Annotated in this window: 11 protein-coding genes; 7 read left to right on the forward strand and 4 right to left on the reverse strand. The window is 56.2% G+C overall.

The genetic code is table 11. The features are described from left to right. Positions 1–24: 24 nt before the first annotated feature. Positions 25–531 carry a tRNA adenosine(34) deaminase TadA gene (tadA, locus tag BV390_RS19500; protein ID WP_032686472.1) on the forward strand — a complete coding sequence of 169 codons (507 nt, stop codon included), beginning with the start codon at positions 25–27 and terminating at the stop codon, positions 529–531. Here tadA and mltF read toward each other — a convergent pair. Beyond that, the gene (gene mltF / locus BV390_RS19505; protein ID WP_032686473.1) at positions 528–2,141 is read right to left on the reverse strand and encodes a membrane-bound lytic murein transglycosylase MltF; all 1,614 of its coding nucleotides are present in this window, start codon (positions 2,139–2,141) and stop codon (positions 528–530) included. The genes tadA and mltF overlap by 4 nt on opposite strands. A gap of 174 nt (positions 2,142–2,315) precedes the next feature. Between mltF and purL the strand changes: the two genes are divergently transcribed. The 5 genes from purL (at position 2,316) to glnB (ending at position 10,826) form a co-directional block, all read left to right on the forward strand. Beyond that, positions 2,316–6,203, forward strand: coding sequence for a phosphoribosylformylglycinamidine synthase (gene purL / locus BV390_RS19510; RefSeq protein WP_085397250.1), 3,888 nt, complete (start codon positions 2,316–2,318; stop codon positions 6,201–6,203). 736 nt (positions 6,204–6,939) lie between these two features. Further along, positions 6,940–8,376 carry a sensor histidine kinase gene (locus BV390_RS19515; RefSeq protein WP_139156002.1) on the forward strand — a complete coding sequence of 479 codons (1,437 nt, stop codon included), beginning with the start codon at positions 6,940–6,942 and terminating at the stop codon, positions 8,374–8,376. A 17-nt stretch (positions 8,377–8,393) separates the two neighbouring features. Beyond that, positions 8,394–9,098 (forward strand): two-component system QseEF-associated lipoprotein QseG, encoded by a 705-nt coding sequence (gene qseG / locus BV390_RS19520; protein ID WP_085397251.1) that lies wholly within the window; start codon positions 8,394–8,396, stop codon positions 9,096–9,098. Then, on the forward strand, positions 9,085–10,422 hold the full coding sequence (glrR, locus tag BV390_RS19525; protein WP_032686475.1) for a two-component system response regulator GlrR: 1,338 nt from the start codon (positions 9,085–9,087) through the stop codon (positions 10,420–10,422). Before qseG ends, glrR begins: the two co-directional genes overlap by 14 nt. Before the next feature lie 65 nt (positions 10,423–10,487). Then, a complete protein-coding gene (glnB, locus tag BV390_RS19530) occupies positions 10,488–10,826 on the forward strand; it encodes a nitrogen regulatory protein P-II (protein WP_002914032.1) in 339 nt (112 codons plus the stop codon). 93 nt (positions 10,827–10,919) lie between these two features. Here glnB and hmpA read toward each other — a convergent pair whose 3' ends face one another. Continuing rightward, positions 10,920–12,110, reverse strand: coding sequence for an NO-inducible flavohemoprotein (hmpA, locus tag BV390_RS19535; protein WP_085397234.1), 1,191 nt, complete (start codon positions 12,108–12,110; stop codon positions 10,920–10,922). Between the two features lie 323 nt (positions 12,111–12,433). Between hmpA and glyA the strand changes: the two genes are divergently transcribed. Continuing rightward, on the forward strand, positions 12,434–13,687 hold the full coding sequence (gene glyA, locus BV390_RS19545) for a serine hydroxymethyltransferase (RefSeq protein ID WP_004866418.1): 1,254 nt from the start codon (positions 12,434–12,436) through the stop codon (positions 13,685–13,687). A gap of 68 nt (positions 13,688–13,755) precedes the next feature. Here the strand turns inward: glyA and BV390_RS19550 are convergent, their stop codons facing one another. Both BV390_RS19550 and BV390_RS19555 read right to left on the reverse strand, forming a co-directional pair. Then, a complete protein-coding gene (locus BV390_RS19550; protein ID WP_032686477.1) occupies positions 13,756–14,178 on the reverse strand; it encodes a DoxX family protein in 423 nt (140 codons plus the stop codon). A gap of 73 nt (positions 14,179–14,251) precedes the next feature. Then, positions 14,252–15,445, reverse strand: a complete 1,194-nt coding sequence (locus BV390_RS19555) for an ROK family transcriptional regulator (protein WP_085397235.1) — start codon at positions 15,443–15,445, stop codon at positions 14,252–14,254. Between the last annotated feature and the right edge of the window lie 101 nt (positions 15,446–15,546).

The raw sequence follows: 15,546 nt of genomic DNA on the forward strand, positions 1-15,546 counted from the left end.
GCTTTTTCCGCAGGAGTGCCCGTTTTGTCTGACCATGAACTGAACGATGAATACTGGATGCGTCACGCCCTGACGCTGGCTAAACGCGCCTGGGAAGAGGGCGAAGTGCCGGTTGGCGCCGTGCTGGTGCACAACAATCAGGTTATCGGCGAGGGGTGGAACCGGCCTATCGGGCGTCACGATCCTACGGCGCATGCCGAAATTATGGCCCTGCGTCAGGGGGGACTGGTACTGCAAAACTATCGCCTGATTGACGCGACGCTGTATGTCACGCTCGAACCCTGTGTGATGTGCGCGGGGGCGATGGTGCATAGCCGGATTTCGCGGCTGGTATTTGGTGCCCGGGATGCAAAAACCGGCGCGGCCGGCTCGCTAATGGATGTCCTGCACCATCCGGGGATGAATCATCGGGTGGAGATCAGTGAGGGGATTCTGGCGGAGTCGTGCTCAGGCATGCTCAGCGAATTTTTCCGCTGGCGGCGGGAAGAGAAAAAAGCCTTAAAAAAGGCGCGTCGGGTCGAAGGCGCTTAGTGCCCCAATCCGGGAATCTTCAGTCTGGTGTTGTCGACTAACGATTCCGCGCGAAACTGGAAAAAGGGGAGCGCCCGCTGTTCTTTATCCAGTTCATCCGGCATCACCGCCGGATAGTCCCCGGCAAGCGCCAGCCGCTGTTCATCCTTCCTCTCTTTCTCCGACAGGTAGCCCACCAGGCTGATGTGGTATTTGCGGATGTTCTCGACGTAGGCGTATGCCTCATGACCGCGGGCGTAGCCATATTTCAGCCGGCTGTAATACGGTTTCTGACTGAGCAGCGGCAGGCGCTGCTTCACGTCCGCCCAGCTGTCGGGATTGCCCTTCTGTTTTTTGGTCAGCGAGATGGCGTCCAGAATATGGGCGTACCCCATATTGTAAGCCGCCAGCGCAAACCAGATGCGTTCATCTTTGGGGACCGAGTCCGGGATTTTATTCATCATATCCTGCAAGTAGCGCATACCGCCGCTAAGGCTCTGCTCCGCATCGGTACGATCGGTTAATCCCAGGCTCTGCGCGGTATTGCGGGTCAGCATCATCATGCCGCGTACCCCGGTGGGCGAAGTGGCCTGCGGATCCCAGTGTGACTCCTGCCAGGAAATGGCCGCCAGCAGGCGCCAGTCGATCTGGCGCGCATATTTTTCAAACATTGGCTGGAGGTCCGGCAGAATATTATCGACGGCGCGCAGGAACGTCCGGGTGTCGACATAATCGAAATCGTTGCCGTGTCCGAGGTATTTTTCTTCCAGTCGCGCCAGGGTGCCGTCTTCATTCATGTTGTTGAAGAAATCCAGCATCGCCGCGGAGAGCGAGTTGTCCTCGCTCCTGGCGCTAAACCAGGTCACCGGCTGTTCATCGCTGATATCCAGAGCAACCGCCAGTTCCGGATGCACGCGCTGGAACAGGCTAATCGCCACCGAATCTGCGATGGTGTAATCCACTTCGCCATCGATAACCGCCTGCATCAGCGCTGTCGTCCCGCGTTTTTCATCCACGCGCCAGCCGAGATCCGGGTATTTATTTCCTTTCAGCGTCTGCAGGTCGTTAATGGCGACATGGCCCGGGGCAATCACCAGCTGTTCTGCCGTGAGGTTAGCGAGGCTGCGTGGGCGCGTGTTGCCCACCCGGTAGACCAGCTGCTGCGACACCGAATAGTAGCCCGGTCCGGCCTGATAGTTTTTGACCCGTTCTGAGTTGTAGACCAGCCCGGCCGCTAACATATCGGCATGACCGTTATCCAGGTCATCAAACAGCTGACTGATATTCTGGCGGACGGTCACCTTCAGCCTGACGCCGAGGTAATCGGCAAACTGTTCCGCCAGCTCGTAATCCAGCCCGTAGGTCTTGTTATTGATGGTCGCGAAGGTGAGCGGCGAATTGATGGTGCTGATGCGCAGCTCACCGCGCGCCATAATTGCGGCGACACGGTTCTCCGGCTTTCCTGACCATGGGATCGACGGCCACAGGGCGGCCGCCAGCAATAAGGTCACAATGCCGATGAGCAGATAATTAATCTTTAATTTTTTCAGAGAGTTAATCTTCTGCAGCTCTGTGTTCCTCAGCAGGCTATTAGCGGAAAAGTTAAAAGAGAGTCCTCGAATGAGCGGCATTTTGCTTAAGAATGCGTCAGTTGGCAACTTATTCGCGAGGAAGGTCACATTAATTGATAAACCAGGGGAATGATTTTATTTCCACGCAAACGGTTTCGTCGAGGCTCAGGATTCACTATAATGGCGCCCGTTTCCCCCCTGGCTCATATTGAAAGCTGCGAAGACGAGAGACTTATGATGGAAATTTTGCGTGGTTCACCTGCACTGTCGGCATTTCGTGTTAATAAACTGCTGGCACGTTTCCAGGCGGCCAACCTGCCGGTTAGCACAATATATGCAGAGTATGTTCATTTTGCCGAACTGAACGCGCCGTTAAGCGGTGATGAACGTGAGAGGCTGGTACGACTGCTCAAGTATGGCCCAAACTTAAACAGCCATACCCCAACCGGTAAATTACTGCTCGTCACCCCCCGCCCTGGCACCATCTCCCCCTGGTCTTCTAAAGCTACCGATATTGCCCATAACTGCGGCCTGTCGCAGGTAGTGCGTCTTGAACGCGGCGTGGCGTACTATGTGGAAGCCAGTACGCTGAGCGAAGAACAATGGGCGGCTGTCGCGAGTGAACTCCATGACCGGATGATGGAAAGCGTCTTTGACGCGCTGGAAGAGGTCGAAAAGCTGTTTGCTCAGCATCAACCGACGCCGGTGACCAGCGTCGATCTGTTGGGGCAGGGACGTCAGGCGCTGATTGACGCCAACCTCCGTCTGGGGCTGGCGCTGGCGGAAGACGAAATCGACTATCTGCAGGATGCGTTTAACAAGCTTGGTCGTAACCCGAACGACATCGAACTGTATATGTTCGCCCAGGCGAACTCCGAGCACTGCCGCCACAAGATTTTTAACGCCGACTGGGTCATCGATGGCGAACAGCAGCCGAAGTCGCTGTTTAAGATGATCAAAAACACCTTTGAGAAGACCCCGGACTACGTCCTGTCCGCCTATAAAGACAACGCCGCGGTCATGGAAGGTTCTCAGGTAGGGCGCTTCTTCGCCGATCGCGAAAAAGGCCGCTATGACTACCATCAGGAAGACGCCCATATCCTGATGAAAGTGGAAACGCACAACCACCCGACGGCCATCTCTCCCTGGCCGGGTGCGGCGACCGGCTCCGGCGGTGAAATCCGCGATGAAGGGGCAACCGGTCGCGGCGCGAAACCGAAAGCCGGTCTGGTCGGTTTCTCGGTCTCTAACCTGCGGATTCCCGGCTTTGAACAGCCGTGGGAAGAAGATTTCGGTAAGCCGGAGCGCATTGTGACCGCGCTGGATATCATGACCGACGGCCCGCTGGGCGGCGCCGCGTTTAACAACGAGTTCGGTCGTCCGGCGCTGAATGGCTATTTCCGTACCTATGAAGAAAAAGTGACCAGCCACAATGGCGAAGAGCTGCGCGGGTACCACAAGCCGATCATGCTGGCGGGCGGTATTGGTAACATCCGCGGTGAGCACGTGCAGAAAGGCGAAATTACCGTTGGGGCGAAACTGATTGTCCTCGGCGGCCCGGCGATGAATATCGGCCTGGGCGGCGGGGCAGCCTCTTCGATGGCATCCGGCCAGTCCGATGCGGATCTCGATTTTGCCTCTGTACAGCGCGATAACCCGGAAATGGAACGCCGCTGCCAGGAAGTGATCGACCGCTGCTGGCAGCTGGGCGAGGCGAACCCGATTCTGTTTATCCACGACGTCGGCGCCGGCGGCCTGTCTAATGCCATGCCGGAACTGGTCAGCGACGGCGGTCGCGGCGGTAAATTCCAGCTGCGCGATATTCTGAGCGATGAGCCGGGAATGAGCCCGCTGGAAATCTGGTGTAACGAATCCCAGGAACGCTATGTGCTGGCGGTCGCGCCGGAACAGCTGCCGCTGTTTGACGAGCTGTGCCGCCGCGAGCGCGCACCGTACGCGGTGATCGGCGAAGCCACCGAAGAACTGCATCTGAACATGAGCGATGCTCACTTCAACGACCAGCCGATCGACCTGCCGCTGGATGTACTGCTGGGTAAAACGCCGAAAATGACCCGCGATGTGCAGACCCTGAAAGTGAAAGGTGATGCGCTGGATCGCCAGGATATCACTCTCGCCGACGCGGTGAATCGCGTGCTGCATTTGCCGGCGGTTGCGGAGAAAACCTTCCTCGTCACCATCGGCGACCGTACCGTGACCGGGATGGTAGCGCGCGATCAGATGGTCGGCCCCTGGCAGATCCCGGTAGCGAACTGCGCGGTAACCACCGCCAGCCTCGATAGCTACTACGGCGAAGCGATGGCTATTGGCGAACGTGCGCCGGTTGCGCTGCTGGACTTTGCCGCCTCCGCTCGCCTGGCCGTCGGTGAAGCGCTGACCAACGTCGCGGCAACGCAAATTGGCGCGTTGAATCGCGTGAAACTTTCCGCAAACTGGATGGCCGCGGCCGGTCACCCGGGTGAAGATGCCGGTCTGTATGAAGCGGTAAAAGCGGTTGGCGAAGAGCTGTGTCCGGCTCTGGGACTGACCATTCCGGTGGGTAAAGACTCGATGTCGATGAAAACCCGCTGGCAGGAAGGCAGCGAGCAGCGCGAGATGACTTCGCCGCTGTCGCTGGTGATTTCCGCCTTTGCTCGCGTGGAAGATGTGCGCCATACCGTGACGCCACAGCTCTCCACGGAAGATAACGCCCTGCTGCTGATTGATTTAGGTAAAGGCCGTAACGCGCTCGGTGCCACCGCGCTGGCGCAGGTTTACCGTCAACTGGGCGATGTTCCGGCCGACGTGCGCGATGTCGCACAGCTGAAAGGCTTCTGGGATGCGATGCAGGCGCTGGTGGCCGATCGTAAGCTGCTGGCTTACCACGATCGCTCTGACGGCGGCCTGCTGGTCACCCTGGCTGAGATGGCCTTTACCGGCCACTGCGGCCTGACGGCAGATATCGCCGCGCTGGGCGACGATCGTCTGGCGGCGCTGTTTAACGAAGAGCTGGGGGCGGTTATCCAGGTGCGTGCCGCGGATCGCGAAGCGGTTGAAGCGCTGCTGGCTTCTCACGGCCTGGCGGACTGTGTCCACTATCTGGGCCAGGCGACGGAAGGTGACCGCTTTGTCATCACCGCCGAAGGGCATCCGGTGTTCAGCGAAAGCCGCACCACGCTGCGTATCTGGTGGGCAGAAACCACCTGGCAGATGCAGCGCCTGCGCGACAATCCGGAGTGCGCCGATAGCGAGCACGAAGCGAAACGTCGTGAGGACGATCCGGGCCTTAACGTGAAGCTCTCCTTCGATATCAACGAAGACATTGCCGCACCGTACATCGCCACCGGCGCGCGTCCGAAGGTGGCGGTACTGCGTGAGCAAGGCGTTAACTCCCACGTTGAGATGGCGGCAGCGTTCCACCGCGCGGGCTTTGATGCGATTGACGTGCATATGAGCGACCTGCTGGCGGGACGTACCGGGCTGGCTGATTTCCAGGCGCTGGTTGCCTGCGGCGGCTTCTCCTATGGCGACGTGTTAGGCGCCGGCGAAGGCTGGGCGAAATCCATTCTGTTCAACGAGCGGGTGCGCGATGAGTTTGCCACCTTCTTCCACCGTCCGCAGACGCTGGCGCTGGGCGTGTGTAATGGTTGTCAGATGATGTCCAACCTGCGTGAGCTGATCCCGGGAAGCGACCTGTGGCCGCGCTTTGTGCGTAACTATTCCGACCGTTTTGAAGCGCGCTTCAGCCTGGTTGAAGTCACGCAAAGCCCGTCTCTGCTGCTGCAGGGCATGGCCGGTTCGATGATGCCGATTGCCGTTTCTCACGGTGAAGGGCAGGTGGAAGTGCGTGACAGCGCGCATCTGGCCCAGCTGGAGAGCAAAGGTCTGGTGGCGCTGCGCTTTGTCGATAACTTCGGTAAGGTGACGGAGAGCTATCCGGCTAACCCGAACGGTTCACCGAACGGGATCACCGCCGTGACCAGCGAAAGCGGTCGTGCGACGATCATGATGCCGCATCCTGAACGCGTATTCCGCACGGTGGCTAACTCATGGCACCCGGAAAACTGGGGCGAGGATAGCCCGTGGATGCGTATCTTCCGCAACGCACGTAAACAGCTGGGTTAATATCCGGCGAGTTGTGCAGGATCCGCCGCGTTCGCAAAGCCTTCCCGGCTGAAGCGTAATGTATCAGGCCCCCGCCTTTGAGCGGGGGCTTTTCGTTTGTGACGGCGGTCGCCTGAAGGTGTCGGGAATTGCCGACAAACGCCTCTGAGGAGTGTCGCTAATTGGAGACATTTAACTTGTTGATTTATAATGAGGTGGGAAAACAGGTCGCTATGTGTTGCTAAACAGCGACACTCTGGTTAAAAAAGCATCGCCACCACGGTGCGGGTAAAATGCTATAAATTCATTATATTTCATTGTGTTAATAATTTGTTTTGCTATGTGGCATAGTTAATGCATAATAATACGCAGTGGCTCATTCACCTTCTTATGTCAGCCCCTTCGGGACGCGCTACATAAACTTCGAATGACGCACAACAAGGTGCCTGCCGTCCAACTTCTGATAACAGCTTTGCTTTATCAACCATCGGGCGAAACGTCGAGTTAGGCACCGCCTTATTCCATAACAAAGCCAGGCCTGTGCCTGGCTTTGTTATATCCGCAGGACGACAATTTAGCGAACGCTACTGGCGGCTTGCCATGCCAGTCCGTTTGCCGTTATCGACGCGTCGCGGATTCTCTTATCAGCCGCGTCGGGCTATTTTTCGACTCTCCACGACAGAAAGGTCGATTGCACCTGTTACTCTGCGGCGTCCTCAGTTAGCATCGTGATGAGCTAATGATTGAGACCCTATCCTTGAAGCGAATCTCTCTTTTCCCCCGTTCGTTGCGTCAGCTGGTCACGCTCTCGTTTGTGTTGATTCTGCTGCCGCTGCTGGTTCTGGCCTGGCAGGCGTGGCAGAGCCTGAATGCGCTTAGCGCGCAGGCCGCGCATATTAACCGCACCACGCTTGTCGATGCCCGGCGCAGTGAGGCGATGATGAACGCGTCGCTGGAAATGGAACGCAGCTACCGGCAGTACTGCGTACTCGACGATCCGACGCTGGCGAAGGTCTATCAAAATCAGCGTAAACGCTACAGCGAGATGCTTGACGCTCATGCCGGGGTGCTCCCGGACGAAAAAATCTGGCAGGCGCTGAGCCAGCAGCTGAACGATCTGGCACAGCTCAGGTGTAAAAACAGCAGTCCGGATGTGCAATCGGGAGCCAGCCTTGAAGCCTTTGCCGCCGCCAACAGCGAAATGGTTCAGGCCACCCGAACGGTGGTTTACTCGCGTGGACAACAGCTCCAGCAGGAGATTGCCGAACGCGGACAGTTTTTTGGCTGGCAGGCGCTGGTTCTTTTTCTGCTGAGCCTGGCGCTGGTGCTGCTGTTTACCCGGATGATTATCGGCCCGGTTAAAGGGATCGAGAAAATGATTAACCGCCTGGGGGAGGGGAAGTCGCTGGATAATGCGGCGCTGTTTACCGGTCCGCGCGAACTGCGTTCCGTCGGCGAGCGTATCATCTGGCTGAGCGAACGTCTGGCCTGGCTGGAGTCGCAGCGCCATCAGTTTTTACGCCACCTTTCACACGAACTGAAAACGCCTCTCGCCAGCATGCGGGAAGGCACGGAACTGCTGGCCGACCGCGTGGCCGGGCCGTTGACCGCGGAACAGCAGGAGATCGTCGAAATTCTCGATAACAGCAGCCGCAATCTGCAAAAACTGATTGAGCAACTGCTGGACTACAATCGTAAACAGGCCGATGGCCCGGTCCCGCGTGAAATCGTTGATCTTGCTGAGCTGGTTGATAACGTCGTGGCCGCTCACAGTTTGCCCGCGCGCGCAAAAATGATGCATACCGCGATTCAACTGGCGGAACGTACCTGCCTGGCAGAACCGGCATTATTGATCAGCGTGATGGATAATCTCTATTCCAATGCGGTGCACTATGGGGCTGAATCCGGTAACATTCGTATTCATAGCTACCGGCACGGCGAGCAGGTTCGCATAGACGTGATAAACAGCGGCGAACCGATCCCGCAGGCGGAAAAAAATATGATTCTCGAGCCTTTTTATCAGGGAAGCCATCAGCGTAAAGGGGCGGTAAAAGGCAGCGGTCTGGGCCTGAGTATTGCCCGCGACTGCGTCCGACAAATGCAGGGTGAGCTAAGCCTGGAAGAGAGTGAGTCCGGGCTTATCTGTTTTCGCATAACGCTGCCCGCCGCGGAGCCGGAAAAAACCAACACATGAATCAACAATGGGTGAATATGTCCCACTTTTTCGTAGTGGTTCGTGCTTTCAAAGGATGGCTGTTGCCGGGAGTTTCTTGCCTGGCGCTGGCGGGGTGTTCCGCCGCTTTTTCGCCGCACACGGCAAATGACAAAGCACAACCCGAGCTGCCGCAGCACCAGGTTGCGGATTTTCTTTCAGTCGACTGTGCCGATATCTGGTCGTTGAAGAGCGAAGCCAGCGATAAAAACCCGCTGTACTGGCTGCGCGGGATAGATTGTGCCGACCGCCTGGCACCGGTTCAGGCGCGGGCGGAAGCCAAACGGCATGATGATGACAGCTGGCAGGACGCCTTTAAGCGCGGCATTTTACTGGCGGATGCGAAGATTACGCCGGATGAACGCCGCGAACTGGTATCCCGCCTGAATACCTTCAGTCCGCAAATCGCCGTGCAGGTGCGTCCGCTGTATCAGCTCTGGCGTGATGGTCAGAACAGGCAGCTGCAGCTGGTGGATGAACGCGCCCGTTACGCGAAGCTGCAGCAGTCCAGCGATAGCGAGCTGGAGGCGCTGCGCCTGCAGGAACAGCAGCTGCGCGGCCAGCTGGAGCTAACGACCCGCAAGCTGGAAAACCTCACCGATATTGAACGCCAGCTTTCCAGCCGCAAACCCGGAGGCAATTTTAATGCCGACGGCAGCCACAGCAGCGATAAAGTTCCGGAGGTCATACATGACGATCCGTAAACCTGCGCATCTGCTGCTGGTGGATGACGATCCGGGCCTGTTAAAACTGCTGGGAATGCGTTTGACCAGCGAGGGCTACAGCGTCGTGACCGCCGAAAGCGGCGCGGAGGCGCTGCGCATTCTGGCGCGAGACAAAGTCGAACTGGTGGTCAGCGATTTACGCATGGATGAGATGGACGGCCTGCAGTTGTTCAGCGAAATCCAGAAAGTTCATCCGGGGATGCCGGTGATTATTCTTACCGCTCACGGCTCGATTCCCGATGCGGTGGCGGCCACCCAGCAAGGGGTGTTTGGTTTCCTGACCAAACCGGTGGACAAAGACGCGCTGTATAAAGCCATCGACGATGCGCTGGAACACAGTGCGCCAGCGACGGATGAGCGCTGGCGTCAGGCAATCGTAACCCGCAGTCCGCTGATGCTGCGTCTGCTGGAGCAGGCCGGGATGGTGGCGCAGTCGGATGTTAGCGTGCTGATTAACGGCCAGAGCGGGACCGGGAAAGAGATTGTCGCGCAGGCGATTCATAATGCCAGCCCGCGCCATGACAAGCCTTTTGTCGCCATTAACTGCGGTGCGCTGCCGGAACAACTGCTGGAATCCGAGCTATTTGGCCATGCGCGCGGCGCGTTTACCGGCGCGGTGAGCAACCGGGAAGGGCTGTTCCAGGCCGCGGAGGGCGGGACGCTGTTTCTCGATGAGATCGGCGATATGCCGGTGGCGCTGCAGGTGAAGCTGCTGCGGGTACTGCAGGAGCGCAAAGTGCGCCCGCTGGGTAGCAACCGCGATATCGATATCGATGTGCGTATCATCTCGGCCACTCACCGCGATCTGCCGAAAGCGATGGCGCGCGGCGAGTTTCGTGAAGATCTGTTTTATCGCCTGAACGTGGTGAACCTGAAGATCCCGCCGCTGGCCGAGCGCGCGGAAGATATCCCGCTGCTGGCAAACCATCTGCTGCGTCAGTCTGCCGATCGGCATAAGCCGTTTGTTCGGGCGTTTTCAACCGATGCGATGAAACGGCTGATGGCCGCCAAATGGCCCGGCAATGTCCGCCAGCTGGTGAATGTGATTGAGCAGTGCGTGGCGTTGACCACCTCGCCGGTGATCGGCGATGCGCTGGTGGAACAGGCGCTGGAAGGGGAAAATACCGCGCTGCCGACCTTCGTCGAAGCGCGCAATCAGTTTGAGCTCAACTATCTGCGCAAGCTGCTGCAAATTACCAAAGGTAACGTCACCCACGCGGCAAGAATGGCGGGGCGCAACCGTACTGAATTCTACAAGCTGCTGTCGCGCCACGAGCTCGACGCCAACGACTTTAAAGAGTAGCTCCGCAGCATGACGCAAGTTATGATACGGTAAGCAACCGGTTACGCGACAAAGACAGGAACAACATGAAAAAGATTGATGCGATTATTAAACCTTTCAAACTGGATGACGTGCGCGAAGCGCTGGCCGAAGTCGGCATCACCGGGATGACGGTTACGGAAGTGAAGGGCTTTGGCCGTCAGAAAGGCCACACCGAGCTGTACCGCGGTGCGGAGTACATGGTGGATTTTCTGCCGAAAGTGAAAATCGAAATCGTAGTCACTGACGATATCGTTGATACCTGCGTGGATACCATTATCCGCACGGCGCAGACCGGTAAAATCGGTGACGGTAAGATCTTCGTCTTTGACGTCGCCCGCGTGATTCGTATTCGTACCGGGGAAGAGGACGACGCGGCAATTTAAGCCGGGCCGTATTCTGATGCATCCCCCGGTCAGCTTTGCCCGACCGGGGATATCCCCGAATGGCGGCATCTCTGCCTCTTCCGGGTTATTTCATTACAGCACCTTATGCGGGCCAAAACATTCGTAGTGAATGTTGTCGCTATTGACGCCCAGCGCCACCAGCTGTTTCGCTGCATGTTGCATAAAGGCTACCGGACCGCACAAATAGTACTGCATTTGTGGGTCACGCAGCGTGTCAGCCAGAACCGATAACATCATCAGACCTTCGCTGTTAAAGCGTGCCGCCTGGCGGTCGGCTTCTGTCGGCGTGCGATACCAGATATGGGAAGTGAATTTCGCCAGGCTGGCGCCGAGCGTTGCCACCTCGTCGGCAAACGCATGGACATCGCCATTTTCCGCCGCGTGGAACCAGTTCACCTGGGCCGCATGCTGCGTTTTTGCCAGCGTGTCGAGCATGGCCAGCATCGGTGTCTGTCCGACGCCGCCGGAAATCAGCGTAACCGGCGTTTTCGGCTCAACGGCGAGGAAGAAGTCTCCTGCCGGCGCAGCCAGATGCACAATATCCCCTTCCTGCGATGCGTTGTGCAGCCAGTTTGATACCTGGCCGCCGTTTTCGCGTTTAACCGCAATTCGGTAGCCTTTGCCATCTGGTTTGCGGGTCAGCGAATACTGACGAATTTCCTGATATTCAAACTCCTGCGGCTTCAGCCAAATCGCCAGATACTGGCCCGGCTGATAATCCGCCACCGGCTGACCGTCTACCGGCGCCAGATCGAAGCTGGTAATCAGGGCGCTACGCGGGGTTTTCTTCACGATACGAAACGCGCGCGTGCCTTCCCAACCACCGTTTTTGCTGGCGTTACCCTGGTAGATTTCAGATTCGCGTTGAATAAAGACATTGGCCAACACGCCGTAGGCTTTACCCCATGCCTCAAGCACTTCCTCGCCCGGGCTGAACATTTCGTCGAGCGTCGCCAGCAGATGGCCGCCGACAATATTGTACTGTTCTGGTTTGATCTGGAAGCTGGTGTGTTTCTGCGCGATTTTCTCAACGGCAGGCAGCAGGGCTGGCAGGTTGTCGATATTGCTGGCGTAAGCGGCAATGGCATTAAACAACGCTTCACGCTGGTCGCCGTTACGCTGGTTGCTCATGTTGAAGATCTCTTTGAGCTCCGGGTTATGGGCAAACATGCGATCGTAAAAATGGGCGGTCAGCTTAGGACCTGTTTCGACGAGCAGGGGAATAGTGGCTTTAACCGTTGCGATGGTTTGGGCGTCGAGCATAGCAGCTTCCTTCGGTGTTATTTAAATGATGTATTTTATATGCATCTTATAAAAATAACCCTGCACTGTAAATGGTTCCTTAACACTTTTCCCCGTAGTGGTAACAACATGAAGAATTCGCATCACAAACCTGAAAAGAAATCCGTTGATAATCGTTGAGTCGTTATTGCTCAAAGCCTTGTGTAATGGGGAGCCAATCGTTTGCGTAAAATCCTTTGTCAAGACCTGTTATCACAGAACGATTCGGTTATACTGTGGGCCGTCGCCCAAAAAGGCCCCTCTTTTAGAGCTGTAATCTATTGTTAGCTGAGCAGGAGATGCGGATGTTAAAGCGTGAAATGAACATTGCCGATTATGATGCCGAACTGTGGCAGGCTATGGAGCAGGAAAAAGTACGTCAGGAAGAGCACATCGAACTGATCGCCTCCGAGAACTACACCAGTCCGCGTGTTATGCAGGCACAGGGTTCTCAGCTGACCAATAAATATGCCGAAGGTTATCCGGGCAAGCGCTACTACGGCGGTTGCGAATATGTAGATATCGTTGAACAACTGGCGATTGACCGTGCAAAAGAGCTGTTCGGCGCTGACTACGCTAACGTACAGCCGCACTCCGGCTCCCAGGCTAACTTCGCGGTCTATACTGCTCTTCTGCAACCGGGCGATACCGTTCTGGGTATGAACCTGGCGCAGGGCGGTCACCTGACTCACGGCTCCCCGGTTAACTTCTCAGGCAAACTGTACAACATCATTCCTTACGGCATCGATGAGTCCGGCAAAATCGACTATGCAGACATGGCGAAGCAGGCTCAGGAACATAAGCCGAAAATGATCATCGGTGGTTTCTCTGCTTACTCCGGTATCGTTGACTGGGCAAAAATGCGTGAAATCGCTGACAGCATCGGCGCATACCTGTTCGTCGATATGGCCCACGTTGCTGGCCTGATTGCGGCGGGCGTTTACCCGAACCCGGTGCCACATGCTCACGTTGTGACGACCACTACCCACAAAACCCTGGCGGGTCCGCGCGGCGGCCTGATCCTGGCGAAAGGCGGTAGCGAAGAGCTGTACAAAAAACTGAATTCTGCCGTATTCCCTAGCGCTCAGGGCGGCCCTCTGATGCACGTTATCGCGGGTAAAGCGGTTGCGCTGAAAGAAGCAATGGAGCCAGAGTTCAAAGTCTACCAGCAGCAGGTGGCGAAAAACGCTAAAGCGATGGTTGAAGTGTTCCTGAATCGCGGCTACAAAGTGGTTTCTGGCGGTACTGAAAACCACCTGTTCCTGCTGGATCTGGTCGATAAAAACCTGACTGGTAAAGAAGCTGACGCTGCGCTGGGCCGTGCTAACATCACCGTCAATAAAAACAGCGTACCAAACGATCCGAAGAGCCCGTTTGTGACCTCCGGTATCCGTATCGGTTCTCCGGCGGTAACCCGTCGCGGCTTTAAAGAAGCGGAAGTGAAAGAGCTGGCCGGCTGGATGTGCGATGTGCTGGACAACATCAATGACGAAGCGGTCATTGAGCGCGTGAAGGGTAAAGTGCTGGATATCTGTGCACGCTTCCCAGTTTATGCGTAACGTTTAACGACGCAAGCGTAAAGAAAAAGGCCGCCAGTGCGGCCTTTTTTACGTCCGGCGTTCAGCGATTAACGACGGTCGAGGGAGATTGCGCCTGGGCCAGTGATGGCCAGAAGCAGGAAGGCTCCAGCTATACTGATGTTTTTGTAGAAGTTAATCATATTGGGGAGTACTGCATCGCCGGTCATATCCCAGTAATGATGGCCAATGACGGCGGTACCGAGCGTATAAAAAATAAAGATCACCGCCAGCGGACGGGTGAAGAAACCGAGGACAATCAGGATCGCCGCCGGAACCTCCATCACAATCGCGATAATAGCCGCTAGCGTCGGAAGCGGCGCGCCGGAGGAGGCCATATATTGTACCGTACCGCTAAAACCCATCAGTTTGGGATAGCCAAATATAATAAACAGCAGTACGACGGCAATACGGGCGATCAGCAGCAGAACGGAACGGGAAGAGCCAAAGTCGAAATAGCGTAGTGTGTTCATAATCAATCCGTTGTGAAGGTGCGTGATTTAAACGTAATACACAATTTTGTGATCTGCCACATACCTTGTGCGATCAACGTAGTGTCTGCAGTTGCTCTTCCACGTACAGATAGCCAATGCCGAGTAGCTGCTGTTGACGACTCAACTGTCCGAAGCCAATTTGCGTTGCTCTGGTGCGCGGTGTGTCACGATGATCGAAAGGGTTAAAGCCTGTCTGCCTGATGATGGTATTCAACCACTCTTCGCCAAAACCGCAGCTACGTCCGTACAATAAGATATTGTTTATATTTAAGATATTCAGAAAGTTGTAGAGGCTGAGCCCGATGGCGTTTGCGGAGTCCTCCACCCACGTATGAAGGCGAGAATCACCCTGCTGCCATTTTTCGATCAGGGCATCGATGGTCAGCGCATCAGGATTATTTGCGAGATCGGGCTGTGTTTTAAGCCATATCCGCGCCTGTTTTTTCAATGCGCTGAGTGATGCCACCGTTTCCAGGCAGCCATAGCGTCCGCAGTCGCAGGCAACGCCATCAGGATTGATAATGGTGTGTCCAATCTGGCCGCTACCGTAAAGGCTACCGCGCCAGACCTGGTCGTTGATGACAAATGACGAGCCAATGCCGTAATCGACGTTGATGACGCAGAAGTCCCGATACTGTCCTTCATTTTGCCATTTTTCCGCCAGCGCCAGCATGACGCAGTCGTTGTCGACCATTACGCGGACATTGAGCTTTTCTTCCAGCAGGTACTTCATCTCCACGGGTTGCTTCCAGGGCGCTTGCGGCATGGTCTGTGATACTCCGGTTCCCGCATCAACCTGCCCATGCACCGCCAGCGCCAGATTGATTTTACGTCTGGGCCAGTTCTTGCGGTACTGATGCCAGCATTTCTCAATCGCTGCCAGTAATGACTGGGGCGTTGGGGCGTCAATGGTGTGGTATTCGACATCGCCTTTCGCACTCAGACAGGCATTCCCAAGCTGACACTCGATACTGGTGGGCGTGATGTTCATGCACAGGGTCCAGTCGCCATCGGGCGCAATAAGCCACGCGCCGCTGCTATGACCGCGGGCAAGATGGTCGTCCTGCACGTTGACCACGCGTCCTTCCTCTTCCAGCTCCTGGAGGATATTACTGACCGCGGGAATTGAGATTTGCGCCAGCCGCGCGAGCGACGATTTACTGGCTCGTTTCTTCCGGTACAGGTACTCCAGCAGCACACCCTTGTTGTAATGGCGAATTTGCTGATTGTTAATGCAGGCTTTCATAAACTAAACCTTGTTAACTAAATTGCGTGATTATTGTGCGTAAATACGCTGATTCTGTCTATTAAACTGCTCTCATTATTTCACTTCAGTATGTCTTGTTA

Origin of the sequence: Klebsiella sp. YJ (assembly GCF_002108615.1) — a bacterium.
GTDB lineage: Bacteria > Pseudomonadota > Gammaproteobacteria > Enterobacterales > Enterobacteriaceae > Klebsiella > Klebsiella planticola.

Coding starts and splice junctions, on each gene's coding strand:
- mltF (WP_032686473.1), bottom strand. CDS start 2,141: ATGCCGCTCATTCGAGGACTCTCTTTTAACTTTTCCGCTAATAGCCTG.
- purL (WP_085397250.1), top strand. CDS start 2,316: ATGATGGAAATTTTGCGTGGTTCACCTGCACTGTCGGCATTTCGTGTT.
- qseG (WP_085397251.1), top strand. CDS start 8,394: ATGTCCCACTTTTTCGTAGTGGTTCGTGCTTTCAAAGGATGGCTGTTG.
- glrR (WP_032686475.1), top strand. CDS start 9,085: ATGACGATCCGTAAACCTGCGCATCTGCTGCTGGTGGATGACGATCCG.
- glnB (WP_002914032.1), top strand. CDS start 10,488: ATGAAAAAGATTGATGCGATTATTAAACCTTTCAAACTGGATGACGTG.
- hmpA (WP_085397234.1), bottom strand. CDS start 12,110: ATGCTCGACGCCCAAACCATCGCAACGGTTAAAGCCACTATTCCCCTG.
- glyA (WP_004866418.1), top strand. CDS start 12,434: ATGTTAAAGCGTGAAATGAACATTGCCGATTATGATGCCGAACTGTGG.
- BV390_RS19550 (WP_032686477.1), bottom strand. CDS start 14,178: ATGAACACACTACGCTATTTCGACTTTGGCTCTTCCCGTTCCGTTCTG.
- BV390_RS19555 (WP_085397235.1), bottom strand. CDS start 15,445: ATGAAAGCCTGCATTAACAATCAGCAAATTCGCCATTACAACAAGGGT.